Annotated in this window: 20 protein-coding genes and 1 tRNA gene; 19 read left to right on the top strand and 2 right to left on the bottom strand. The window is 64.7% G+C overall.

Translation table 11 applies throughout. From position 1 onward, the window contains the following. Positions 1–26: 26 nt before the first annotated feature. Complete coding sequence (locus CFB35_RS11750; protein ID WP_089465011.1) at positions 27–680, bottom strand: carbonic anhydrase; 654 nt, start codon at positions 678–680, stop codon at positions 27–29. Positions 681–1062: 382 nt separating this feature from the next. Beyond that, positions 1063–1575, bottom strand: a complete 513-nt coding sequence (locus CFB35_RS11745; protein ID WP_059583614.1) for a hypothetical protein — start codon at positions 1573–1575, stop codon at positions 1063–1065. 164 nt (positions 1576–1739) lie between these two features. Here CFB35_RS11745 and CFB35_RS11740 point away from each other — a divergent pair, with 164 nt between their 5' ends. The 19 genes from CFB35_RS11740 (at position 1740) to nuoL (ending at position 20584) form a co-directional block, all read left to right on the top strand. Next, the gene (locus CFB35_RS11740; protein WP_059583613.1) at positions 1740–2999 is read left to right on the top strand and encodes a branched-chain amino acid ABC transporter substrate-binding protein; all 1260 of its coding nucleotides are present in this window, start codon (positions 1740–1742) and stop codon (positions 2997–2999) included. A gap of 107 nt (positions 3000–3106) precedes the next feature. Then, positions 3107–3376 carry a 30S ribosomal protein S15 gene (gene rpsO, locus CFB35_RS11735; protein ID WP_006398792.1) on the top strand — a complete coding sequence of 90 codons (270 nt, stop codon included), beginning with the start codon at positions 3107–3109 and terminating at the stop codon, positions 3374–3376. Between the two features lie 291 nt (positions 3377–3667). Continuing rightward, the gene (pnp, locus tag CFB35_RS11725; protein WP_059583611.1) at positions 3668–5815 is read left to right on the top strand and encodes a polyribonucleotide nucleotidyltransferase; all 2148 of its coding nucleotides are present in this window, start codon (positions 3668–3670) and stop codon (positions 5813–5815) included. A gap of 146 nt (positions 5816–5961) precedes the next feature. After that, the gene (locus CFB35_RS11720) at positions 5962–6981 is read left to right on the top strand and encodes an NAD(P)H-quinone oxidoreductase (RefSeq protein WP_059583610.1); all 1020 of its coding nucleotides are present in this window, start codon (positions 5962–5964) and stop codon (positions 6979–6981) included. Positions 6982–7121: 140 nt separating this feature from the next. Beyond that, on the top strand, positions 7122–7877 hold the full coding sequence (tpiA, locus tag CFB35_RS11715) for a triose-phosphate isomerase (RefSeq protein WP_059583608.1): 756 nt from the start codon (positions 7122–7124) through the stop codon (positions 7875–7877). A 72-nt stretch (positions 7878–7949) separates the two neighbouring features. Continuing rightward, complete coding sequence (gene secG / locus CFB35_RS11710; protein WP_059533209.1) at positions 7950–8327, top strand: preprotein translocase subunit SecG; 378 nt, start codon at positions 7950–7952, stop codon at positions 8325–8327. Between the two features lie 110 nt (positions 8328–8437). Continuing rightward, positions 8438–8522, top strand: a tRNA-Leu gene (locus CFB35_RS11705). 153 nt (positions 8523–8675) lie between these two features. Further along, positions 8676–9035: an NADH-quinone oxidoreductase subunit A gene (locus tag CFB35_RS11700; RefSeq protein WP_006398798.1), complete on the top strand. Its 360-nt coding sequence runs from the start codon at positions 8676–8678 to the stop codon at positions 9033–9035. A 62-nt stretch (positions 9036–9097) separates the two neighbouring features. Next, the gene (locus CFB35_RS11695) at positions 9098–9577 is read left to right on the top strand and encodes an NADH-quinone oxidoreductase subunit B family protein (protein ID WP_006398799.1); all 480 of its coding nucleotides are present in this window, start codon (positions 9098–9100) and stop codon (positions 9575–9577) included. A gap of 21 nt (positions 9578–9598) precedes the next feature. Beyond that, positions 9599–10201 (top strand): NADH-quinone oxidoreductase subunit C, encoded by a 603-nt coding sequence (locus CFB35_RS11690; protein ID WP_059583606.1) that lies wholly within the window; start codon positions 9599–9601, stop codon positions 10199–10201. Between the two features lie 9 nt (positions 10202–10210). After that, positions 10211–11464: an NADH-quinone oxidoreductase subunit D gene (locus CFB35_RS11685; RefSeq protein ID WP_059583605.1), complete on the top strand. Its 1254-nt coding sequence runs from the start codon at positions 10211–10213 to the stop codon at positions 11462–11464. A gap of 184 nt (positions 11465–11648) precedes the next feature. Continuing rightward, positions 11649–12134, top strand: a complete 486-nt coding sequence (gene nuoE, locus CFB35_RS11680) for an NADH-quinone oxidoreductase subunit NuoE (RefSeq protein ID WP_006478266.1) — start codon at positions 11649–11651, stop codon at positions 12132–12134. Next, positions 12131–13441 (top strand): NADH-quinone oxidoreductase subunit NuoF, encoded by a 1311-nt coding sequence (gene nuoF / locus CFB35_RS11675; protein ID WP_006478267.1) that lies wholly within the window; start codon positions 12131–12133, stop codon positions 13439–13441. Before nuoE ends, nuoF begins: the two co-directional genes overlap by 4 nt. Positions 13442–13522: 81 nt before the next feature. Beyond that, a complete protein-coding gene (gene nuoG, locus CFB35_RS11670; protein WP_059583603.1) occupies positions 13523–15853 on the top strand; it encodes an NADH-quinone oxidoreductase subunit NuoG in 2331 nt (776 codons plus the stop codon). Continuing rightward, entirely contained in the window at positions 15854–16921 is a 1068-nt protein-coding gene (gene nuoH, locus CFB35_RS11665) for an NADH-quinone oxidoreductase subunit NuoH (RefSeq protein WP_034207963.1), read from the top strand. Positions 16922–16936: 15 nt separating this feature from the next. After that, the gene (nuoI, locus tag CFB35_RS11660; protein WP_006478270.1) at positions 16937–17425 is read left to right on the top strand and encodes an NADH-quinone oxidoreductase subunit NuoI; all 489 of its coding nucleotides are present in this window, start codon (positions 16937–16939) and stop codon (positions 17423–17425) included. 112 nt (positions 17426–17537) lie between these two features. After that, positions 17538–18188: an NADH-quinone oxidoreductase subunit J gene (locus tag CFB35_RS11655; RefSeq protein ID WP_011545812.1), complete on the top strand. Its 651-nt coding sequence runs from the start codon at positions 17538–17540 to the stop codon at positions 18186–18188. An 18-nt stretch (positions 18189–18206) separates the two neighbouring features. Next, positions 18207–18512: an NADH-quinone oxidoreductase subunit NuoK gene (gene nuoK / locus CFB35_RS11650; RefSeq protein ID WP_006478272.1), complete on the top strand. Its 306-nt coding sequence runs from the start codon at positions 18207–18209 to the stop codon at positions 18510–18512. Between the two features lie 17 nt (positions 18513–18529). Then, on the top strand, positions 18530–20584 hold the full coding sequence (gene nuoL / locus CFB35_RS11645; protein ID WP_059583601.1) for an NADH-quinone oxidoreductase subunit L: 2055 nt from the start codon (positions 18530–18532) through the stop codon (positions 20582–20584). Positions 20585–20595 lie beyond the last annotated feature (11 nt).

Raw genomic sequence — 20595 nt, 5'->3', positions numbered from 1 at the left:
CGTTGACATGGAGGGCGGGGCGCGGGTCAACCGAGCGCGACGGCGGTCGCGGCAGGCTCGGCTTCGGCTTCGGCTTCGGCTTCGGCCGGCGATGGCGCATAGCCGGAATCGAGTTCCTTCAGGTGGCCGTCGGCGAGCGAGAAGATCCAGCCGTGCACGAGCGGCGGCCGTTCGCGCCCGCGCACGATCGGCGACGCACGCAGCAGCCGCACCTGTTCGAGCACGTTCAGCTCGGCGAGGCGATCGGCGGCAGCCATGTCGTCGAGCCCGTCGAGCGTATCGCGATGGCGCCGCGCGAGCGCGCAGAGCGGCGCGATGCGGCGCGCGACGTGCGGCAGGTCGGCGGGCGGCGGCAGCAGCGATGCGCGCACGCCGCCGCACCCGTAGTGCCCGCACACGATCACGTGGTCGACCTTCAACACCCGCACCGCGTACTCGAGCACGCTGGCGGAATTGTCGTCGTCGGGGTGGAACAGGTTCGCGATGTTGCGATGGACGAACAGCTCGCCGGGCGCGCAGTGCGTGATGGTCTCGGCCGGCACGCGGCTGTCGGCGCAGCCGATCCACAGTACGCGCGGATTCTGGCCGCGTGCGAGCGCGTCGAAGAAGCCGGGCGTGTGTTCGCGCGTCTCGCGGGCCCAGGCAATGTTGGCAACCAGCATGCTCTTGGGGCGATTCATGAGGACTCCTTTTTGATCAAGGCAAATAAATATCGAGCGAAATGGCGCAGTCGCATTCTTTCTAAATTGAAAGGTTCGATTTCGACTGATATTAGGGGTATGCCCTAGCACTCGGGGTGGGTTGAAACAAATTGTTTCAAATTGATTGGGCGTAGTGCATTGCCTGCACCAGTGCGACGCATGACATGCACTGGCTATGCCTATTTAGGCTCAAGCGCCCGCATGACGGGGCGTTCAGCGTATTGCCATCGGAATATTGACGATCGGAAAAGTTTTCCGTCTTATTCCTGAAATTAAATAAGGCAGCGGAAAAAATGAAATGGCCATTCGGCAATCATTCGTGAATGGCCATTGCGACAATTGCGTGTCGATGCGCAATCGGTCAGAACAGGGTGCGGCGATCGGGATCGTGCAGCGGGTCCGGCGTTTTCTGCGTGGTGCGCAGGATGCCCTGCGGATCGAAGTAGAAGCTGTACATCATGTACCAGACGTTGTCCTCGAGATACCGGTACGTCCATACCTCGCGCTTCATCAGCGGGAAGTAGGAGGTCTCGACCGGGCGTCCGAAATTGACGAGGACGTCGGTTTTCGTCCACTTGCCGATCTCCGCGCGATAGAACTCGCTCGGCTGCAGCACCTGGCGCACGTTGACGATCCGGTGGGCGGCATCGACGTCGGCCGCGATCGTGATCTCGCCCATCGGCTGGGTCGGCCACATCAGGCGCTTGCCGCCGCCGGGCAGGTCGTAGATCTCACGCGGCGGGCCCATGCGCGCGACGATCGCCGACTCGTCCTGGCCGGCCTGGTATTGCTGCCACGGTTGCGCGCAACCGGCCAGCAGCGCGGCGGCGCAGGCGGCGAGCACCGGCAGGCGCGCGGGAATGCGAATGCGCATCGGATTCTCCAGAACACGGAAACAGGTCCCGTTTTATCACGGACGGCGCGCGATCGCGCATCGGCAGGAAAAAATCGATGCGGATCGGGCCCGCGCGCTTGCGGGCGGCCGGCGCACCGGCCTATGATCCGCGCTTCTCGGGCAGATTGAAGGGCAGGTGGCCGATGCAGGGATGGAAGCGGTGGGCGCTCGCGTGGAGCGCGGGGTGGATGCTGGTGTCGTCCGCGTGTGCCGGCGGCGAGCCGGTGCGGATCGCGCTGATCGAAGGGATGTCGGGCCCGTTCGCGAACGCGGGCGCGGCGGTCGAGCGCAACCTGCGCTTCGGCGTCGAGCAGGTCAATGCGGCGGGCGGCGTGAAACTGCGCGACGGCGCGCACCCGCTCGAACTCGTCGTGCTCGACAGCAAGGGCAGCCCGGAAGAGGCGCTCGTGCAGTTGCGCGCGGCGGCCGATCGGCATATCGGCTTCGTCGCGCAGGGCAACAGCTCGGCCGTCGCCGCCGCGCTCGTCGCGGCGCTCGACAAGCTGAACGCGCGCGATCCGGACAACCGGATGCTGTTCCTGAACTACTCGGCGGACGATCCGGCGCTGACCGGCGCGCGCTGCAGTTTCTGGCATTTCCGCTTCGATGCGCACGCCGGCATGCGAATGGCCGCCCTCGCGGACGTGATGGCGCGCGATCGCGCGCTGCGCAAGGTCTATCTGCTGAATCAGGACTACAGCTTCGGCCATGACGTCAGCACCCTCGCGCGGCAGGCGCTGGCCGCGCGGCGCCCGGACGTGACGATCGCCGGCGACGAATTCCACCCGATCGGCCGGATCAAGGATTTCTCGCCGTATATCGCGAAGATCCGGGCGAGCGGCGCGGACGCCGTCGTGACCGGCAACTGGGGCAACGACCTCACGCTGCTCGTGAAGGCGGCGCGCGAACAGGGGCTGAACGCGAAGTTCTATACGTTCTACGGCAACAGCCTCGGCGCGCCGGCGGCCCTGGGCGACGCGGGCGTCGGCCGCGTCGTGGCGGTGGCCGACTGGCATCCGAACGCCGGCGGCGCCAGATCCGACGCGTTCTACCGCGCGTTCCGCACCCGTTTCCCGGCCGCGCAGGACGACTATCCGGTGCGGCGGATGAGCCAGATGATCGAGATGCTGGCCGCCGCGATGACCCGCGCGGGTTCGGCCGACCCCGTCGCGGTCGCGCGTGCGCTCGAGGGCCTGCCGTTCGACGACGGCTTCCACGCGTCGCGGATGCGCGCGCAGGATCACCAACTGATCCAGCCCCTTTACGTGATGGAAATGGACAAGGTCGGCACGCCGGGCGTGCGCTTCGACAACGAGGGATCGGGCTACGGCTTCCGGACGGTCCTGGCGGTGCCGGCGCAGCGCACGGAGATGCCGTCGACGTGCTCGATGACGCGCCCGTGACGGGAGGCGGCAAGAACGGCACCGAGTTGTGCTACAATGCGCGCCGGTTGTAAGTCACGGCACGGCCATTCTTCCGTGTCCGCCTGTTCAGTTAGAAAGGAAATCACATGTCTGTTGCAGATATCAAGAAGTCGGAAGTCGTTGCTCAGTTCGCCCGCGGTACCAACGACACGGGGTCGCCCGAAGTCCAGGTCGCACTGCTGACCGCACGTATCGTCGAACTGACGGGTCACTTCAAGACCCACGCGAAGGATCACCACAGCCGCCGCGGCCTGCTGCGCATGGTGAGCCGCCGCCGCAAGCTGCTCGACTACCTCAAGGGCAAGGATGCCGATCGTTACCGCGCACTGATCGAGAAGCTGGGTCTGCGTAAGTAATCGAGGCGATTGCCGCCAGCAAGATGCCTGTGTCAGTCCGCTGATACAGGCATTTTGTTTTTGCGCGGTGCGTAGCGTCACACGCATCGCAGGCTGTCCGGCACGTTCGTGCGGGGCCGCCGCCACGACCGATACCGGGGCAGGATTTGTGTCATTCCAGCGCGTCGCTGCGTGAGCGCCGCGCTGGAATGGCATAAAAAACACACCTTGCTCCGGGTGATTCGGTCGGGACGCCGCCGCGCGGGGGTCGCCGGCGCGGCGAATGAAATGCATGAATACAAAGGAGCAACCATGTCCATGTTCAACAAGGTCGTGAAGGAATTCCAGTGGGGCCAGCACAAGGTGCGCCTCGAAACCGGTGAAGTCGCTCGCCAGGCAAGCGGCGCCGTGATCGTCGACGTCGAGGATACCGTCGTGCTGGCAACCGTCGTCGGCGCGAAGTCGGCGAAGCCGGGCCAGGATTTCTTCCCGCTGACCGTCGACTACCTCGAGAAGACCTACTCGGCCGGCAAGATCCCGGGCGGCTTCTTCCGTCGCGAAGGCCGTCCGTCGGAGCACGAGACGCTGACGTCGCGCCTGATCGACCGCCCGCTGCGCCCGCTGTTCCCGGAAGGCTTCTACAACGAAGTCCAGGTCGTGATCCACGTGCTGTCCGTGAACCCGGAAATCCCGGCGGACATCCCCGCGCTGATCGGCGCATCGGCCGCGCTCGCCGTGTCGGGCCTGCCGTTCAACGGCCCGGTCGGTGCCGCGCGCGTGGCGTACATCGACAACGCGTACGTGTTGAACCCGACGCGTGACCAGCTCAAGGCATCGAGCCTCGACCTCGTCGTCGCGGGTACGGAGCGCGCCGTGCTGATGGTCGAGTCGGAAGCCGATCAGCTGTCGGAAGAAGTGATGCTGGGCGCCGTGGTGTTCGGCCACGAGCAGATGCAGGTCGCGATCGACGCGATCCACGAACTGGTGCGCGATGGCGGCAAGCCCGAGTGGGACTGGCAGCCGGCGCCGAAGAACGAGGCGCTGATCGCACGCGTGACCGAGCTCGCGCAGAACGATCTGCTCGCCGCTTACCAGCTCCGCGACAAGCAGGCGCGCTCGGCGAAGCTGAAGGAAGTCTACGCGGCGACCTCGGCGAAGCTCGAGGAAGACGCGCTGGCGGCCGGCACGGTCGCGGCCGACAAGGCCACGGTCGGCAATATCCTGTTCGACATCGAAGCGAAGATCGTCCGTTCGCAGATCCTGAACGGCGAGCCGCGCATCGACGGTCGCGACACGCGCACCGTGCGCCCGATCGAGATCCGCACCGGCGTGCTGCCGCGCACCCACGGCTCGGCGCTGTTCACGCGCGGCGAAACGCAGGCGCTGGTCGTCGCGACGCTCGGCACGAAGGGTGACGAGCAGATCATCGACGCGCTCGAAGGCGAATACCGCGAGCGCTTCATGCTCCACTACAACATGCCCCCGTTCGCGACCGGCGAAACGGGCCGCGTCGGCTCGCCGAAGCGCCGCGAAATCGGCCACGGCCGCCTCGCGAAACGCGCGCTGGTCAAGTGCCTGCCGAGCGCCGACGAATTCGGCTACTCGATCCGCGTCGTGTCGGAAATCACCGAGTCGAACGGTTCGTCGTCGATGGCGTCGGTGTGCGGCGGCTGCCTCGCGCTGATGGACGCCGGCGTGCCGATGAAGGCGCACGTCGCCGGTATCGCGATGGGCCTGATCCTCGAAGGCAACAAGTTCGCGGTGCTGACCGACATCCTCGGCGACGAAGATCACCTCGGCGACATGGACTTCAAGGTGGCCGGCACGGAGCAAGGCGTGACGGCGCTGCAGATGGACATCAAGATCCAGGGCATCACGAAGGAAATCATGCAGGTCGCGCTCGCGCAGGCGAAGGAAGGCCGCCTGCACATCCTCGGCAAGATGACGTCGGCGGTGTCGGGTGCGAACACGCAACTGTCGGAATTCGCGCCGCGCATGATCACGATCAAGATCAACCCGGAAAAGATCCGCGACGTGATCGGCAAGGGCGGTTCGGTGATCCGCGCGCTGACGGAAGAAACGGGCACGACCATCGACATCTCGGACGACGGCGTCGTGACGATCGCGAGCACGAGCAGCGAAGGCATGGCCGAAGCGAAGAAGCGCATCGAGCAAATCACGGCCGAGATCGAAGTCGGCCAGGTGTACGAAGGCACGGTGCTCAAGCTGCTCGATTTCGGTGCGATCGTGAACCTGCTGCCCGGCAAGGACGGCCTGCTGCACATCTCGGAAATCGTCAACGAGCGCGTGAAGGACATCAACGACTACCTGAAGGAAGGTCAGCAGGTGAAGGTCAAGGTGATCCAGACGGACGAGAAGGGTCGCGTGCGTCTGTCGGCCAAGGCGCTGCTGAATGAAGCAGCGGCGGCAGCGCAGTCGGATACGCCGCCGCAGCAGTAAGCGGACAGGCGGATCAACGGCCGGCAGTGCGAAAGCGTGCCGGCCGTTTTTTCTGTAGCATCGTTGCGCGGCGCAGCAGCGCCGGCGAGGCGCTCGCGCCGTGCGCGCGCGTGCCATCCGATTCCGATCCTGGAGCGATTCTCACCATGAAAGCCATCGAAATCACCGAATTCGGCGCGCCCGACGTGCTGAAGCTCGCGGAGCGTCCGCGCCCCGAACCGAAGCGCGGCGAGGTGCTGATCAAGGTGGCGGCTTCCGGCGTGAACCGGCCCGACGTGTTCCAGCGCAAGGGCGCCTATGCGCCGCCGCCGGGTGCGTCGGATCTGCCGGGCCTCGAGGTCGCGGGCGAGATCGTCGGCGGCGATGTGTCCGATGCGGCACTGAACCCGTTCGGCCTGAAGCTCGGCGATCGCGTGTGCGCGTTGCTCGCGGGCGGCGGCTATGCCGAATATGCGGTCGCGCCGCTGCCGCAGTGTCTGCCGGTGCCGGACGGTCTCACCGATATCGAAGCCGCGTCGCTGCCCGAGACGTTCTTCACCGTGTGGAGCAACGTGTTCGACCGCGCGCGGCTCGGCGCGGGCGAGGGCGGCGAACAGGAGACGCTGCTCGTGCAGGGCGGCTCGAGCGGCATCGGCGTGACGGCGATCCAGATCGCGCATGCGCTCGGCTTTCGCGTGTTCGCGACGGCCGGCACCGCCGACAAGTGCCGTGCGTGCGAGGCGCTCGGCGCCGAGCGCGCGATCGACTACAAGACCGAAGACTTCGTCGAAGTCGTGAAGTCGCTGACGCACGATCGCGGCGTCGACGTGATCCTCGACATGGTGGCGGGCGCGTACGTGCCGCGCGAGTTGTCCGCGCTCGCGGACGGCGGCCGCCTCGTGCTGATCGCGCTGCTCGGCGGTGCGAAGGCCGAGGTCAACCTCAACGAGATCCTGCGCCGCCGGCTGACGGTGACGGGCTCGACGCTGCGCCCGCGTCCGGTCGAGTTCAAGGCGCGCATCGCCGCGCAGTTGAAGGCGCGCGTGTGGCCGCTGCTGGCCGACGGTCGCATCAAGCCCGTGATCTATCGTGTGCTGCCGGCCGGCGAGGCCGCGCAGGCGCATGCGCTGATGGAGGGCGGCGAGCACATCGGCAAGATCGTGCTTGATTGGGGCGCGAACGCGTGACGGCCCGTGCGGCGGGCTTGACATGCGCGGTTTGACCGGTTCAAGCCGCGCGCAGTAAAATCGCGGGTTTGCTTCGCCAGATCCAACCTGACGGCCGGGTTCCGGCACGTTAATGACAAGATAGTGACGAGACAGACACGATGTCGAAACAACGAACAAAGCGAGTGATCGGCAACTGGAAGATGCACGGCCGGCTGGCCGGCAACCAGGCGCTGCTGAACGAAGTGGTGCAGGGTGCGGGCTTGGTGGCGGCTGAAACGTCGATCGGCGTGTGCGTGCCGTTCCCGTATCTCGCGCAGGTTCAGGCCCAGCTCGGCGGTGGCCGTGTCGCGTTCGGTGCGCAGGACGTGTCCGCGCACGAGCAAGGCGCGTTCACCGGTGAGGTGGCGGCCGCGATGGTGGCGGAGTTCGGCGCGCAGTATGCGATCGTCGGTCATTCGGAGCGTCGCGCGTATCACGGCGAAAGCAACGAGACGGTCGCGGCGAAGACGCAGCGCGCACTCGCGGCCGGCCTCACGCCGGTCGTGTGCGTCGGCGAGACGCTCGACGAGCGCGAGTCGGGTGCGACCGAGCAGGTCGTCGGTGCGCAGCTCGACGCGGTGCTGGCCGTGCTGACGGCTGACGAGGCCGCGCACATCGTCGTCGCGTACGAGCCGGTCTGGGCGATCGGCACCGGCAAGAGCGCGACGTCGGCGCAGGCGCAGGACGTACACGCGTTCCTCCGTGCGCGCCTGGCGGCAAAGGGTGCGGCGGACGTGTCCGTGCTGTACGGCGGCAGCGTGAAGCCGGACAACGCGGAAGAGTTGTTCGCGCAGCCGGACATCGACGGCGGCCTGATCGGCGGCGCGTCGCTGAAGGCGGAAGATTTCCTGGCGATCTGCCGGGCCGCGCGTTGAGCGGTCCGGGATCGAATTGAACCATGACGGCGGCCGGTCGGTCCGGTCGCCCGATCCAATCGGGTGGGTGTGATGCTGTTATTCAAGACGCTGATTATTGTGGTGCAGGTGCTGTCGGCACTCGGTGTGATTGGGCTCGTGCTGCTGCAGCACGGCAAGGGTGCCGACATGGGCGCCGCCTTCGGCAGCGGCGCGTCGGGCAGCCTGTTCGGCGCGACGGGCTCGGCGAACTTCCTGTCGCGCACGACGGGCATTCTCGCGACGATCTTCTTCGTCGCGACGCTCGCGCTGACTTACCTCGGTTCGTACAAGTCGACGCCGTCGGCGGGCGTGCTCGGCACGGCCGCGACGGCGCCGGCATCGGCCCCTGCGGCATCGGCGCCGGCTGTCGCGGCGTCCGCCGCCGCCGGTTCGGCCGCGAGCGCGCCGGGCCAGGATGTCCCGAAATAAAAAGTTAATTTTTTTGCGGTTGTGCGTTGAACAAATCCAGGACTCGGGTTAGAATTTAATTCTTGAAGCGATTCGCGGGAACCAGCAGCACAACCCGAGTTGCATGCAGTGCCGACGTGGTGAAATTGGTAGACACGCTATCTTGAGGGGGTAGTGGCGAAAGCTGTGCGAGTTCGAGTCTCGCCGTCGGCACCAAAGTTACTCAATGCCAGCCGCTTCTAGTGGCTGGCATTTTTCATTTCTGGGGTGTGCTTGCGGTTGTCTTGCGATCGCCTGTACTCCGAAATGATTCCTTCCGCCGGAAGTGGTATTCTCCGGACGCTCAGAACCAACCGATAGAGGATTGCCTTGAACCTCGCAGCCTATTACCCCGTCTTGTTGTTCCTCCTCGTGGGCACTGGTTTAGGTATAGCGCTGGTCAGCATCGGCAAGCTCCTTGGTCCCAACAAGCCGGACGTCGAGAAGAACGCACCGTACGAGTGCGGCTTCGAAGCCTTTGAAGACGCCCGGATGAAATTCGACGTCCGGTACTACCTCGTCGCCATCCTGTTCATCATCTTCGATCTCGAAACCGCATTCCTGTTCCCGTGGGGCGTCGCGCTCCGGGACATCGGCTGGCCGGGTTTCATCGCAATGATGATTTTTCTGCTCGAATTCCTGCTGGGCTTTGCCTATATCTGGAAGAAAGGCGGGCTCGACTGGGAGTGATGGGTTAATCGCCGGTTTGCATGGGCGGCCGCGCTCGGTCGCTCGTCTGGAGTGGAAAGCAAATGAGTATCGAAGGGGTCTTGAAGGAAGGGTTTGTCACCACGACGGCTGACAAGCTGATCAACTGGACGCGTACCGGCTCGCTGTGGCCGATGACGTTCGGGCTCGCGTGTTGCGCCGTCGAGATGATGCATGCGGGCGCGGCCCGTTACGATCTGGACCGGTTCGGCGTCGTGTTCCGCCCGAGCCCGCGTCAGTCGGACGTGATGATCGTCGCCGGCACGCTGTGCAACAAGATGGCGCCCGCGCTGCGCCGCGTGTACGACCAGATGGCCGAGCCGCGCTGGGTGATCTCGATGGGGTCGTGCGCGAACGGCGGTGGTTACTACCACTACTCGTACTCGGTGGTCCGCGGCTGCGACCGGATCGTGCCGGTCGACGTCTACGTGCCGGGCTGCCCGCCCACGGCCGAGGCGCTGGTCTACGGCGTGATCCAGTTGCAGGCGAAGATCCGCCGCACCAATACCATCGCCCGTCAATAAAGCCCCGAGCGTCCCCTCAATATGGCAAGCAAAATCGAGACCCTGAAGGCGAACCTCGAAGCCGCGCTCGGCGCGCGCGTGGTGAGCCTCACCGAAGCGATCGGTGAATTGACGCTCGTCGTGAAGGCGAGCGATTACCTCGAAGTCGCAAAGACGCTGCGCGACGATCCGAAGCTCCGTTTCGAGCAACTGATCGACCTCTGCGGCGTCGACTACCAGACCTTCGGCGACGGCGCCTACGACGGCCCGCGCTTCGCGGCCGTGTCGCACCTGCTGTCGGTCACGAACAACTGGCGCCTGCGCCTGCGCGTGTTCGCGCCGGACGACGATCTGCCGATCGTGGCGTCGCTGGTCGACATCTGGGCTTCCGCGAACTGGTACGAGCGCGAAGCGTTCGACCTGTACGGCATCGTGTTCGAAGGCCACCCCGACCTGCGCCGCATCCTCACCGACTACGGCTTCATCGGTCACCCGTTCCGCAAGGACTTCCCGGTGTCGGGCTACGTCGAAATGCGTTACGACCCGGAAGAGAAGCGGGTCGTGTACCAGCCGGTGACGATCGAGCCGCGCGAAATCACGCCGCGCGTGATCCGCGAGGATCGCTATGGCGGTCTGAAACATTAAGGGGGCGTCATGGCAGAAATCAAGAACTACACGCTCAACTTCGGCCCGCAGCACCCGGCAGCGCACGGCGTGCTGCGCCTCGTGCTCGAGCTCGACGGCGAAGTCATCCAGCGTGCCGATCCGCACATCGGCCTGCTGCATCGCGCGACGGAAAAGCTCGCCGAATCCAAAACCTTCATCCAGTCCGTGCCGTACATGGACCGTCTCGACTACGTGTCGATGATGGTCAACGAGCACGGCTACGTGCTCGCGATCGAAAAGCTGCTCGGCATCGACGTGCCGGAGCGCGCGCAGTACATCCGCGTGCTGTTCGACGAAATTACACGCGTGCTGAACCACCTGATGTGGATCGGCGCGCACGCGCTCGACGTCGGCGCGATGGCCGTGTTCCTGTACGCATTCCGTGAACGCGAAGACCTGATGGACGTGTACGAAGCGGTGTCCGGCGCCCGGATGCACGCGGCCTACTATCGTCCGGGCGGCGTCTACCGCGATCTGCCTGACGCAATGCCGCAATACAAGGCGTCGAAGATTCGCAACGAGAAGGCGCTCGCGAAGATGAACGAGGCGCGCAGCGGCTCGGTGCTCGACTTCATCGACGATTTCTTCACGCGCTTCCCGAAGTGCGTCGACGAATACGAAACGCTGCTGACCGACAACCGGATCTGGAAACAGCGTCTGGTCGGGATCGGCGTGGTGAGCCCGGAACGTGCGCTGCAGATGGGCCTGACGGGCCCGATGCTGCGCGGCTCGGGCATCGCGTGGGACCTGCGCAAGAAGCAGCCCTACGAAGTGTACGATCGGATGGATTTCGACGTGCCGGTCGGCGTGAACGGCGATTGCTACGACCGCTATCTGGTGCGCGTCGAAGAAATGCGCCAGTCGGTCCGCATCGCGAAACAGTGTATTGAGTGGCTCCGCAAGAATCCGGGGCCGGTGATGACGGACAATCACAAGGTTGCCCCGCCGTCGCGCGTCGGCATGAAGACCAACATGGAAGACTTGATTCACCACTTCAAGCTCTTCACCGAAGGTTTCCATGTGCCGGAAGGCGAAGCGTACGCGGCGGTCGAGCATCCGAAGGGTGAATTCGGCATCTACCTCGTGTCGGACGGCGCCAACAAGCCGTATCGCCTCAAGATTCGCGCGCCGGGTTTCGCGCACCTGGCGTCGCTCGACGAAATGGCGCGCGGTCACATGATCGCCGACGCCGTCACGATCATCGGTACGCAGGACATCGTGTTCGGCGAAATCGATCGCTAATGGTTGCGCCGCCCGCGAGCGCGGGCGGCGAGCAGTCAGTCACACGCGAAGCACCATGCGGTATGCGCCGAACTGGCGCGGCTTCGCAAGCTGTCAACAGAGTGAGCGCCAGGTCTGCCGTCCATGCACCCCAGTGTGCGGCAGGTTGTTCGTTCGGTAGGAATTGAAAGAGTCGTGTCTGAAAATGATCTCAGCTGAAGGCCTGAAGGAAATCGATCGAGCGTTGACGAAGTATCCCGCCGATCAGAAACAGTCCGCCGTGATGTCGGCGTTGGCCGTGGCTCAGGAAGAGCATGGCTGGCTGTCGCCCGAACTGATGCAGTTCGTCGCGGACTATCTCGGCATGCCGGCCGTCGCCGTGCAGGAAGTCGCGACGTTCTACACGATGTACGAGCTCAAACCGGTCGGCAAGCACAAGATCACGCTCTGCACGAACCTGCCGTGCCAGCTCGGCCCGCACGGCGGCGCGGAAGCGACTGCCGACTACCTGAAACAGAAGCTGGGCATCGGCTTCGGCGAGACCACGCCCGACGGCAAGTTCACGCTGAAGGAAGGCGAATGCATGGGCTCGTGCGGCGATGCGCCGGTGCTGCTGGTGAACAATCACAGAATGTGCAGCTTCATGAGCCGCGAGAAGATCGACCAGCTGCTTGAGGAGCTCTCGAAATGACGTCCCTCCACGACCGTCACATCAAACCGCTGATCCTCGCTGGTCTGAACGGCGAGAACTGGCACCTCGAAGATTACGTTGCGCGCGGCGGCTACAAGCAGCTGCGCCGCATTCTCGAAGAAAAGATTCCGCCCGAGCAGGTGATCGCCGACGTGAAGGCGTCGGGCCTGCGCGGCCGCGGCGGTGCGGGCTTCCCGACCGGCCTGAAGTGGAGCTTCATGCCGCGCCAGTTCCCGGGGCAGAAGTACCTCGTCTGCAACTCGGACGAAGGCGAGCCGGGCACGTTCAAGGATCGCGACATCCTGCGCTGGAACCCGCACGCGCTGATCGAAGGCATGGCCATCGGCGCGTACGCGATGGGCATCACCGTCGGCTACAACTACATCCACGGCGAAATCTTCGAAGTGTATCGACGCTTCGAAGCCGCGCTCGATGAAGCGCGCGCGGCCGGGTTCCTCGGCGACAACATCATGGGCTCGGAATTCTCGTTCCAGCTGCACGCGCACCACGGCTACGGCGCGTACATCTGCGGCGAGGAAACGGCGCTGCTCGAGTCGCTCGAAGGCAAGAAGGGCCAGCCGCGCTTCAAGCCGCCGTTCCCGGCGAGCTTCGGCGTGTACGGCAAGCCGACCACGATCAACAACACCGAGACGTTCGCCGCGGTGCCGTTCCTGCTGTCCATCGGGCCGCAGAATTATCTCGAGATCGGCAAGCCGAACAACGGCGGCACGAAGATTTTCTCGGTGTCGGGCGACGTCGAGCGCCCGGGCAACTACGAAGTGCCGCTCGGCACGCCGTTCGCGACGCTGATGGAGCTCGCCGGCGGGATGCGCGGCGGCAAGAAGATCAAGGCCGTGATTCCGGGCGGTTCGTCGGCGCCGGTGATCCCGGGCGACATCATGATGCAGACCGATCTCGACTACGACTCGATCGCGAAGGCGGGCTCGATGCTCGGTTCCGGCGCGGTGATCGTGATGGATGAGACGCGCTGCATGGTGCGCTCGCTGCTGCGCCTGTCGTACTTCTACTACGAGGAATCGTGCGGCCAGTGCACGCCGTGCCGCGAAGGCACCGGCTGGCTGTATCGCGTCGTGAACCGTATCGAGCACGGCGAAGGCCGCCAGGAAGATCTGGACCTGCTGAACTCGGTGGCCGAGAACATCATGGGTCGCACGATCTGTGCACTCGGCGATGCGGCGGCGATGCCGGTACGCGGGATGCTCAAGCACTACTGGGACGAATTCGCGTACCACGTCGAGCACAAGCACTGCATGGTCGGCGGCCACGCGCACGCGGCGGCAGCCTGAGCGAACCCGGTTGCGGAATTTGAGCGCACGGTCGGGCGAACGCGCGAACGGGCGGAAATAGGTTAAGGACCATTCACCATCATGGTTGAACTTGAAATAGACGGCAAGAAGGTCGAGGTGCCCGAAGGCAGCATGGTGATCCAGGCTGCGCACAAGGCGGATACGTACATTCCTCACTTCTGCTATCACAAGAAACTGTCGGTCGCGGCCAATTGCCGGATGTGTCTCGTCGAAGTCGAGAAGATGCCGAAGGCCGTGCCTGCCTGCGCGACCCCCGTGTCGGCCGGCATGATCGTGCGCACGCAATCCGACAAGGCCGTGAAGGCGCAGCAGTCGGTGATGGAATTCCTCCTCATCAATCACCCGCTCGATTGCCCGATCTGCGATCAGGGCGGCGAATGTCAGCTGCAGGATCTGGCTGTCGGCTACGGCAAGTCGTCGTCGCGCTACTCGGAAGAAAAGCGCGTGGTGTTCCACAAGAACGTGGGCCCGCTGATCTCGATGGAAGAGATGTCGCGCTGCATCCACTGCACGCGCTGCGTCCGCTTCGGCCAGGAAATCGCCGGCGTGATGGAGTTCGGCATGCTGGGCCGCGGCGAGCACTCGGAAATCACGACGTTCGTCGGCAAGACGGTCGACTCCGAAATGTCGGGCAACATGATCGACCTGTGCCCGGTCGGCGCGCTGACCAGCAAGCCGTTCCGCTACAGCGCCCGTACGTGGGAACTGTCGCGCCGCAAGTCGGTGAGCCCGCACGATTCCGTCGGCGCGAACCTCGTCGTGCAGGTGAAGAACAACCGCGTGATGCGCGTGCTGCCGTTCGAGAACGAAGCGATCAACGAATGCTGGATCTCGGACAAGGACCGCTTCTCGTATGAAGCCCTCAACAGCGAAGAGCGCCTGACGAAGCCGATGCTGAAGCAGGGCGGCCAGTGGATCGAAACCGACTGGCAGACCGCGCTCGAATACGTCGCGAAGGGCCTGAAGGGCATCGCCGCGGATCACGGCGCGAACGCGCTGGCGATGCTCGCGAGCGCGCACAGCACCGCGGAAGAGCTGTTCCTCGTGAAGCAGCTCGCCAACGAACTGAACACGCCGAACGTCGACTTCCGTCTGCGTCAGCAGGATTTCTCGGCGCCGGTCCAGGGCGCGCCGTGGCTCGGCATGCCGATCGCCGATCTGTCGAACGTGGACGCCGCGTTCGTCGTCGGTTCGTTCCTGCGCCGCGACCACCCGCTGTTCGCATCGCGCCTGCGTCAGGCGGCGAAGAACGGCGCGAAGCTGCACTTCCTGCACGCGACCGCCGACGATTCGCTGATCCCGACCGCGCAACGCATCGTCGCCGCGCCGTCCGCGTGGCTCGACGAGCTGGCCGGCATCGCCGCGGCCGTCGCGCAGCTGCGCGGCGTCGCGCTGCCCGACGCGCTCGCAGGCGTGACGGCGTCGCCGGCGGCCCAGGCTGTCGCGCAGTCGCTCGCGAACGGCGAACGCCGCGCGGTGCTGCTCGGCAACGTCGCGGTCCGTCATCCGCAATTCGCGAAGCTGCACGCCGTCGCGCAGTGGATCGCCGACAACACCGGCGCCACGTTCGGTTTCCTGACGGAAGCGGCGAACACGGTCGGTGCGCACGTCGTCGGCGCGCTGCCGGGCGAAGGCGGCCTGAATGCACGCGAAGCATTCGCGCAGCCGCGCAAGGGCTACGTGCTGCTGAACGTCGAACCGGAATTCGACACCGCCGATCCGGCACAGGCATTGGCCGCGCTGAACCAGGCGGAGATGGTCGTCGTGATGTCGCCGTTCAAGCACGGCCTCGACTACGCCGACGTGCTGCTGCCCGTCGCACCGTTCACGGAAACGGCCGGTACGTTCGTCAACGCGGAAGGCACCGTGCAGAGCTTCAACGGCGTCGTGCGCCCGCTCGGCGACACACGCCCCGCCTGGAAGGTGCTGCGCGTGCTCGGCAGCCTGCTCGGCCTGCCGAACTTCGAATACGAGACCGCGGAAGAAGTGCGTGTCGCCGCGCTCGGCGACGCCGGCGTCGCGGGCCGCCTGTCGAACCAGACGTCGGTCGCGCCGGCCCGCGCCGCGGCGAATGCCGCGAGCGGCGGTTTCGAGCGCCTGGCCGACGTGCCGATCTATCATGCTGACGCGCTCGTGCGCCGCGCAGGTGCGCTGCATCTGACGGCCGCCGCGAAGGCGGCGCATGCCGCAGCCCTGCCGGCCGCGCTGTTCGACAAGCTGGGCTTGAAGGAAGGCGACGCCGTGCGCGTGCGCCAGGGCGAGCGTGCGGTGCAGTTGCCGGCTGTGCGCGACGCGAATCTTGCGGAGACGGTCGTTCGCGTGTCGGCGGCGACGCCTGCCGGCGCAGCGCTCGGCAGCCTGTCCGGTGAACTGGTGGTGGAGAAGGCGTAAATGAGCTTGTTCGATACGATCAACGCGGGCGGGGCCGAGCTTCTCGGCTTCGCGTGGCCGACGGTGTGGGCAGTCGTGCGCATCCTCGTCGTCTCCGTCGTCATCCTGCTGTGCGTCGCGTACCTGATTCTCTGGGAGCGCAAGCTGATCGGCTGGATGCACGTGCGTCTCGGCCCGAACCGCGTCGGCCCCGGCGGCCTGCTGCAGCCGATCGCCGACGTGCTGAAGCTGCTGCTGAAGGAAGTCATTCAGCCGAGCGCCGCCAGCCGCTGGCTGTACCTGATCGCGCCGGTGATGACCGTCGTGCCGGCGTTCGCCGTGTGGGCGGTGATCCCGTTCCAGGCGGAAGCCGTGCTCGCGAACGTGAACGCGGGCCTGCTGTACGCGATGGCGATCTCGTCGATCGGCGTGTACGCGGTGATTCTGGCCGGCTGGGCGTCGAACTCGAAGTACGCGTTCCTCGGCGCGATGCGCGCCGCGGCACAGATGGTGTCGTACGAAATCTCGATGGGCTTCGCGCTGGTGCTCGTGCTGATGACGGCCGGCAGCCTGAACCTGTCGGAAATCGTCGGTTCGCAGCAGCACGGCTTTTTCGCCGGCCACGGCGTGAACTTCCTGTCGTGGAACTGGCTGCCGCTGCTGCCGGCGTTCGTCGTCTACTTCATCTCGGGCATCGCCGAAACGAACCGTCACCCGTTCGACGTGGTGGAAGGGGAGTCGGAGATCGTCGCGGGTCACATGATCGATTACTCGGGCATGGCGTTCGCGCTGTTCTTCCTCGCCGAGTACATCAACATGATCGTGATCTCGGCACTGGCCGCGACGCTGTTCCTCGGCGGCTGGGACGCCCCGTTCGAATTCCTGTCGTTCATCCCGGGCATCTTCTGGCTGGTGCTGAAGGTCTTCGCGCTGCTGTCGGTGTTCATCTGGGTCCGCGCGACGTTCCCGCGCTTCCGTTACGACCAGATCATGCGTCTGGGCTGGAAGGTGTTCCTGCCCGTCACGGTGATCTGGGTGGTCGTGGTCGGCTTCTGGATGATGTCGCCGCTGAACATCTGGGTGAAGTAAAGATCGGACGAAATCATGACGGCAATCCAACACTTCTTTAAGACTTTCTTCCTGACCGAGCTGCTGAAGGGGCTCGCGCTGACCGGTCGTTACACGTTCAAGCGCAAGTTCACCGTGCAGTTCCCGGAAGAGAAGACCCCGATTTCGCCGCGTTTCCGCGGGCTGCACGCACTGCGCCGCTATGAAAACGGTGAAGAGCGCTGCATCGCGTGCAAGCTGTGCGAGGCCGTGTGCCCCGCGCTGGCGATCACGATCGAGTCGGAAACGCGCGCGGACAACACGCGCCGCACGACGCGCTACGACATCGACCTGACGAAGTGCATCTTCTGCGGTTTCTGCGAAGAGAGCTGCCCGGTCGATTCGATCGTCGAGACGCAGATTCTCGAGTACCACGGCGAAAAGCGCGGCGACCTGTATTTCACGAAGGAAATGCTGCTCGCGGTGGGCGACCGCTACGAGAAGGACATCGCCGCGGCGAAGGCTGCCGACGCGCCGTATCGTTGATTGTGTTTGCAGTGCCGGCCCGGCATGAACGATGAACGGGCCGAGCCGCCGCGACGGGTGCGGGCGTCCCGCAAGCCGCGCCTGACTATGGCCTAACGATGAACCGGTAATCATGGAATTCACGACCGTACTGTTCTACATCTTCGCGCTGCTCCTGGTGGTATCAGGGCTGAAGGTGATCACTTCGCGCAACCCGGTGGCGTCTGCGCTTTTCCTTGTGCTGGCGTTCTTCAACGCCGCCGCGATCTGGATGCTGCTGGAGGCCGAATTCCTCGCGATCCTGCTGGTTCTGGTCTACGTGGGCGCGGTGATGGTGCTGTTCCTGTTCGTCGTGATGATGCTGGACATCAACATCGACTACCTGCGCCGCGACTTCAAGCGCTTCGTCCCGATGGCAACCGTGGTCGGCGCGATCATCGTGATCGAAACCGCGCTGATCCTGTGGCGCGGCTACGGCGACACGCACACCGTGCATGCGATGGCGACGGGCGAGATGGCCAACTGGTCGAATACGCGCCTGATCGGCAAGGTGATCTACACCGACTACATCTTCGCGTTCGAAATCGCCGGCCTCGTGCTGCTGGTCGCGATCATTGCCGCGATCGGGCTGACCGAGCGCAAGGGCAAGGACAGCAAGCGCCAGCGCGTGTCGGATCAGGTCAAGGTGCGCCGCAACGACCGCGTGCGCCTCGTGAAGATGGAAGCGGACAAGCCGCAGCCGGAAACGGCGCAGAGCGAAGCCGGCTCGGGCACCAACGGCTAAGCGGAGGAAAAGAAAACCATGCTGACTCTTGCTCACTACCTTGTGCTCGGCGCGATCCTCTTTGCGATCGCGATCGTCGGGATCTTCCTGAACCGCCGCAATGTCATCATCATCCTGATGTCGATCGAACTGATGCTGCTGGCGGTGAACACCAACTTCGTCGCGTTCTCGCATTACCTCGGCGACGTACACGGCCAGATCTTCGTGTTCTTCGTGCTGACCGTCGCCGCAGCGGAAGCCGCGATCGGTCTCGCGATTCTGGTGACCCTGTTCCGTAAGCTCGACACGATCAATGTCGAGGATCTCGATCAGCTCAAAGGTTAATTTCAGGCAACGCTGTTATGTCAACGACACTCAATGAAAACCTGCTGCTGGCGATTCCGCTCGCTCCGCTGGCCGGCTCGCTGATTGCGGGGCTGTTCGGGAACGCAGTCGGGCGCAAGGGCGCACACCGGATCACGATCCTCGGCGTATTGATCGCGTTCCTCCTGTCGGCGAAAGTCTTCCTCGACGTGATGGGCGGCGCGAGTTTCAACGCGACCGTCTACGAATGGATGAACGTCGGCTCGCTGAAGCTCGAGGTCGGCTTCCTCGTCGATTCGCTGACCGCGATGATGATGGTCGTCGTGACCTTCGTCTCGCTGATGGTGCACGTATACACGATCGGCTACATGGCGGAAGAGGACGGCTACCAGCGCTTCTTCTCGTACATCTCGCTGTTCACGTTCTCGATGCTGATGCTCGTGATGAGCAACAACTTCCTGCAGCTGTTCTTCGGCTGGGAAGCGGTGGGTCTGGTGTCGTACCTGCTGATCGGCTTCTACTTCACGCGCGAAAGCGCGATCTACGCGAACATGAAGGCGTTCCTCGTGAACCGCGTGGGCGACTTCGGCTTCCTGCTCGGCATCGGCCTGCTGCTCGCGTTCGCCGGCTCGATGAACTACGGCGAAGTGTTCGCGAAGCGCGCGGAGCTCGCGAGCCTGCACTTCCCGGGCACCGACTGGGGCCTGCTGACCGTTGCCTGTATCTGCCTGTTCATCGGCGCGATGGGTAAATCGGCCCAGTTCCCGCTGCATGTGTGGCTGCCCGATTCGATGGAAGGCCCGACCCCGATCTCGGCGCTGATTCACGCGGCGACGATGGTGACGGCCGGCATCTTCATGGTGTCGCGCATGTCGCCGCTGTTCGAGCTGTCGGATACCGCGCTGTCGTTCATCACGGTGATCGGCGCGATCACGGCGCTCTTCATGGGCTTCCTCGGCATCGTCCAGAACGACATCAAGCGCGTGGTCGCGTACTCGACGCTGTCGCAGCTCGGCTACATGACCGTCGCGCTCGGCGTGTCCGCTTACCCGGTCGCCGTGTTCCACCTGATGACGCACGCGTTCTTCAAGGCGCTGCTGTTCCTCGGCGCCGGCTCGGTCATCATGGGCATGCACCACGACCAGGACATGCGCAACATGGGCGGCCTGCGCAAGTACATGCCGATCACGTGGATCACGTCGCTCGTCGGCTCGCTCGCGCTGATCGGCACGCCGTTCTTCTCGGGCTTCTACTCGAAGGACTCGATCATCGACGCGGTGAAGCTGTCGCACCTGCCGGGCTCGGGCTTCGCCTACTTCGCGGTCGTGGCGAGCGTGTTCGTCACCGCGCTGTACTCGTTCCGCATGTACTTCCTGGTGTTCCACGGCGAAGAGCGCTTCCGCAAGCCGAAGCATCCGGAGTCGCCGATGGGCATGGCAGCCGCGCACGGCCACGACGATCACGGCCATGGCCACGGTCATGACGACCACGCGCACGAGCCGCACGAGACCCCGTGGGTCGTGTGGGTGCCGCTGGTCCTGCTGGCGATCCCGTCGGTGATCATCGGCGCGATCGCGATCAGCCCGATGCTGTTCGGCGATTTCTTCCAGCACGGCGTCGCATTCGACAAGGTGATCTTCATCGGCGAAAACCATCCGGCGCTGGCCGAGATGGCCGAGGAGTTCCACGGCTGGGTGGGCATGGGCCTGCACTCGGTGTCGGGCCTGCCGGTGTGGCTCGCGCTTGCCGGTGTCGTCGTCGCGTGGTTCCTGTACCTGAAGCGTCCGGAGCTGCCGGCGTCGATCCGCCGCGCGTTCGGCCCGATCTACACGCTGCTGGACAACAAGTACTACATGGACAAGATCAACGAAGTGGTGTTCGCCCGCGGTTCGGTGGCGATCGGCCGCGGCCTGTGGAAGGAGGGCGACGTCGTGGTGATCGACGGCCTCGTGAACGGCAGCGCCCGGTTCATCGGCTGGTTCGCCGGCGTGATCCGCTTCCTCCAATCCGGTTACATCTATCACTACGCGTTCGCCATGATCATCGGCATGCTGGGGCTCCTGACCCTGTTTGTAACGCTCGGCGGCAAATAAGGCGGGGAGAC

The organism is Burkholderia sp. AU16482 (assembly GCF_002223285.1).
In the GTDB taxonomy this organism is placed as follows: domain Bacteria; phylum Pseudomonadota; class Gammaproteobacteria; order Burkholderiales; family Burkholderiaceae; genus Burkholderia; species Burkholderia semiarida.
Note: the sequence above shows the minus strand (reverse complement) of the source record. Positions and strands in the feature narration are given on the sequence as shown.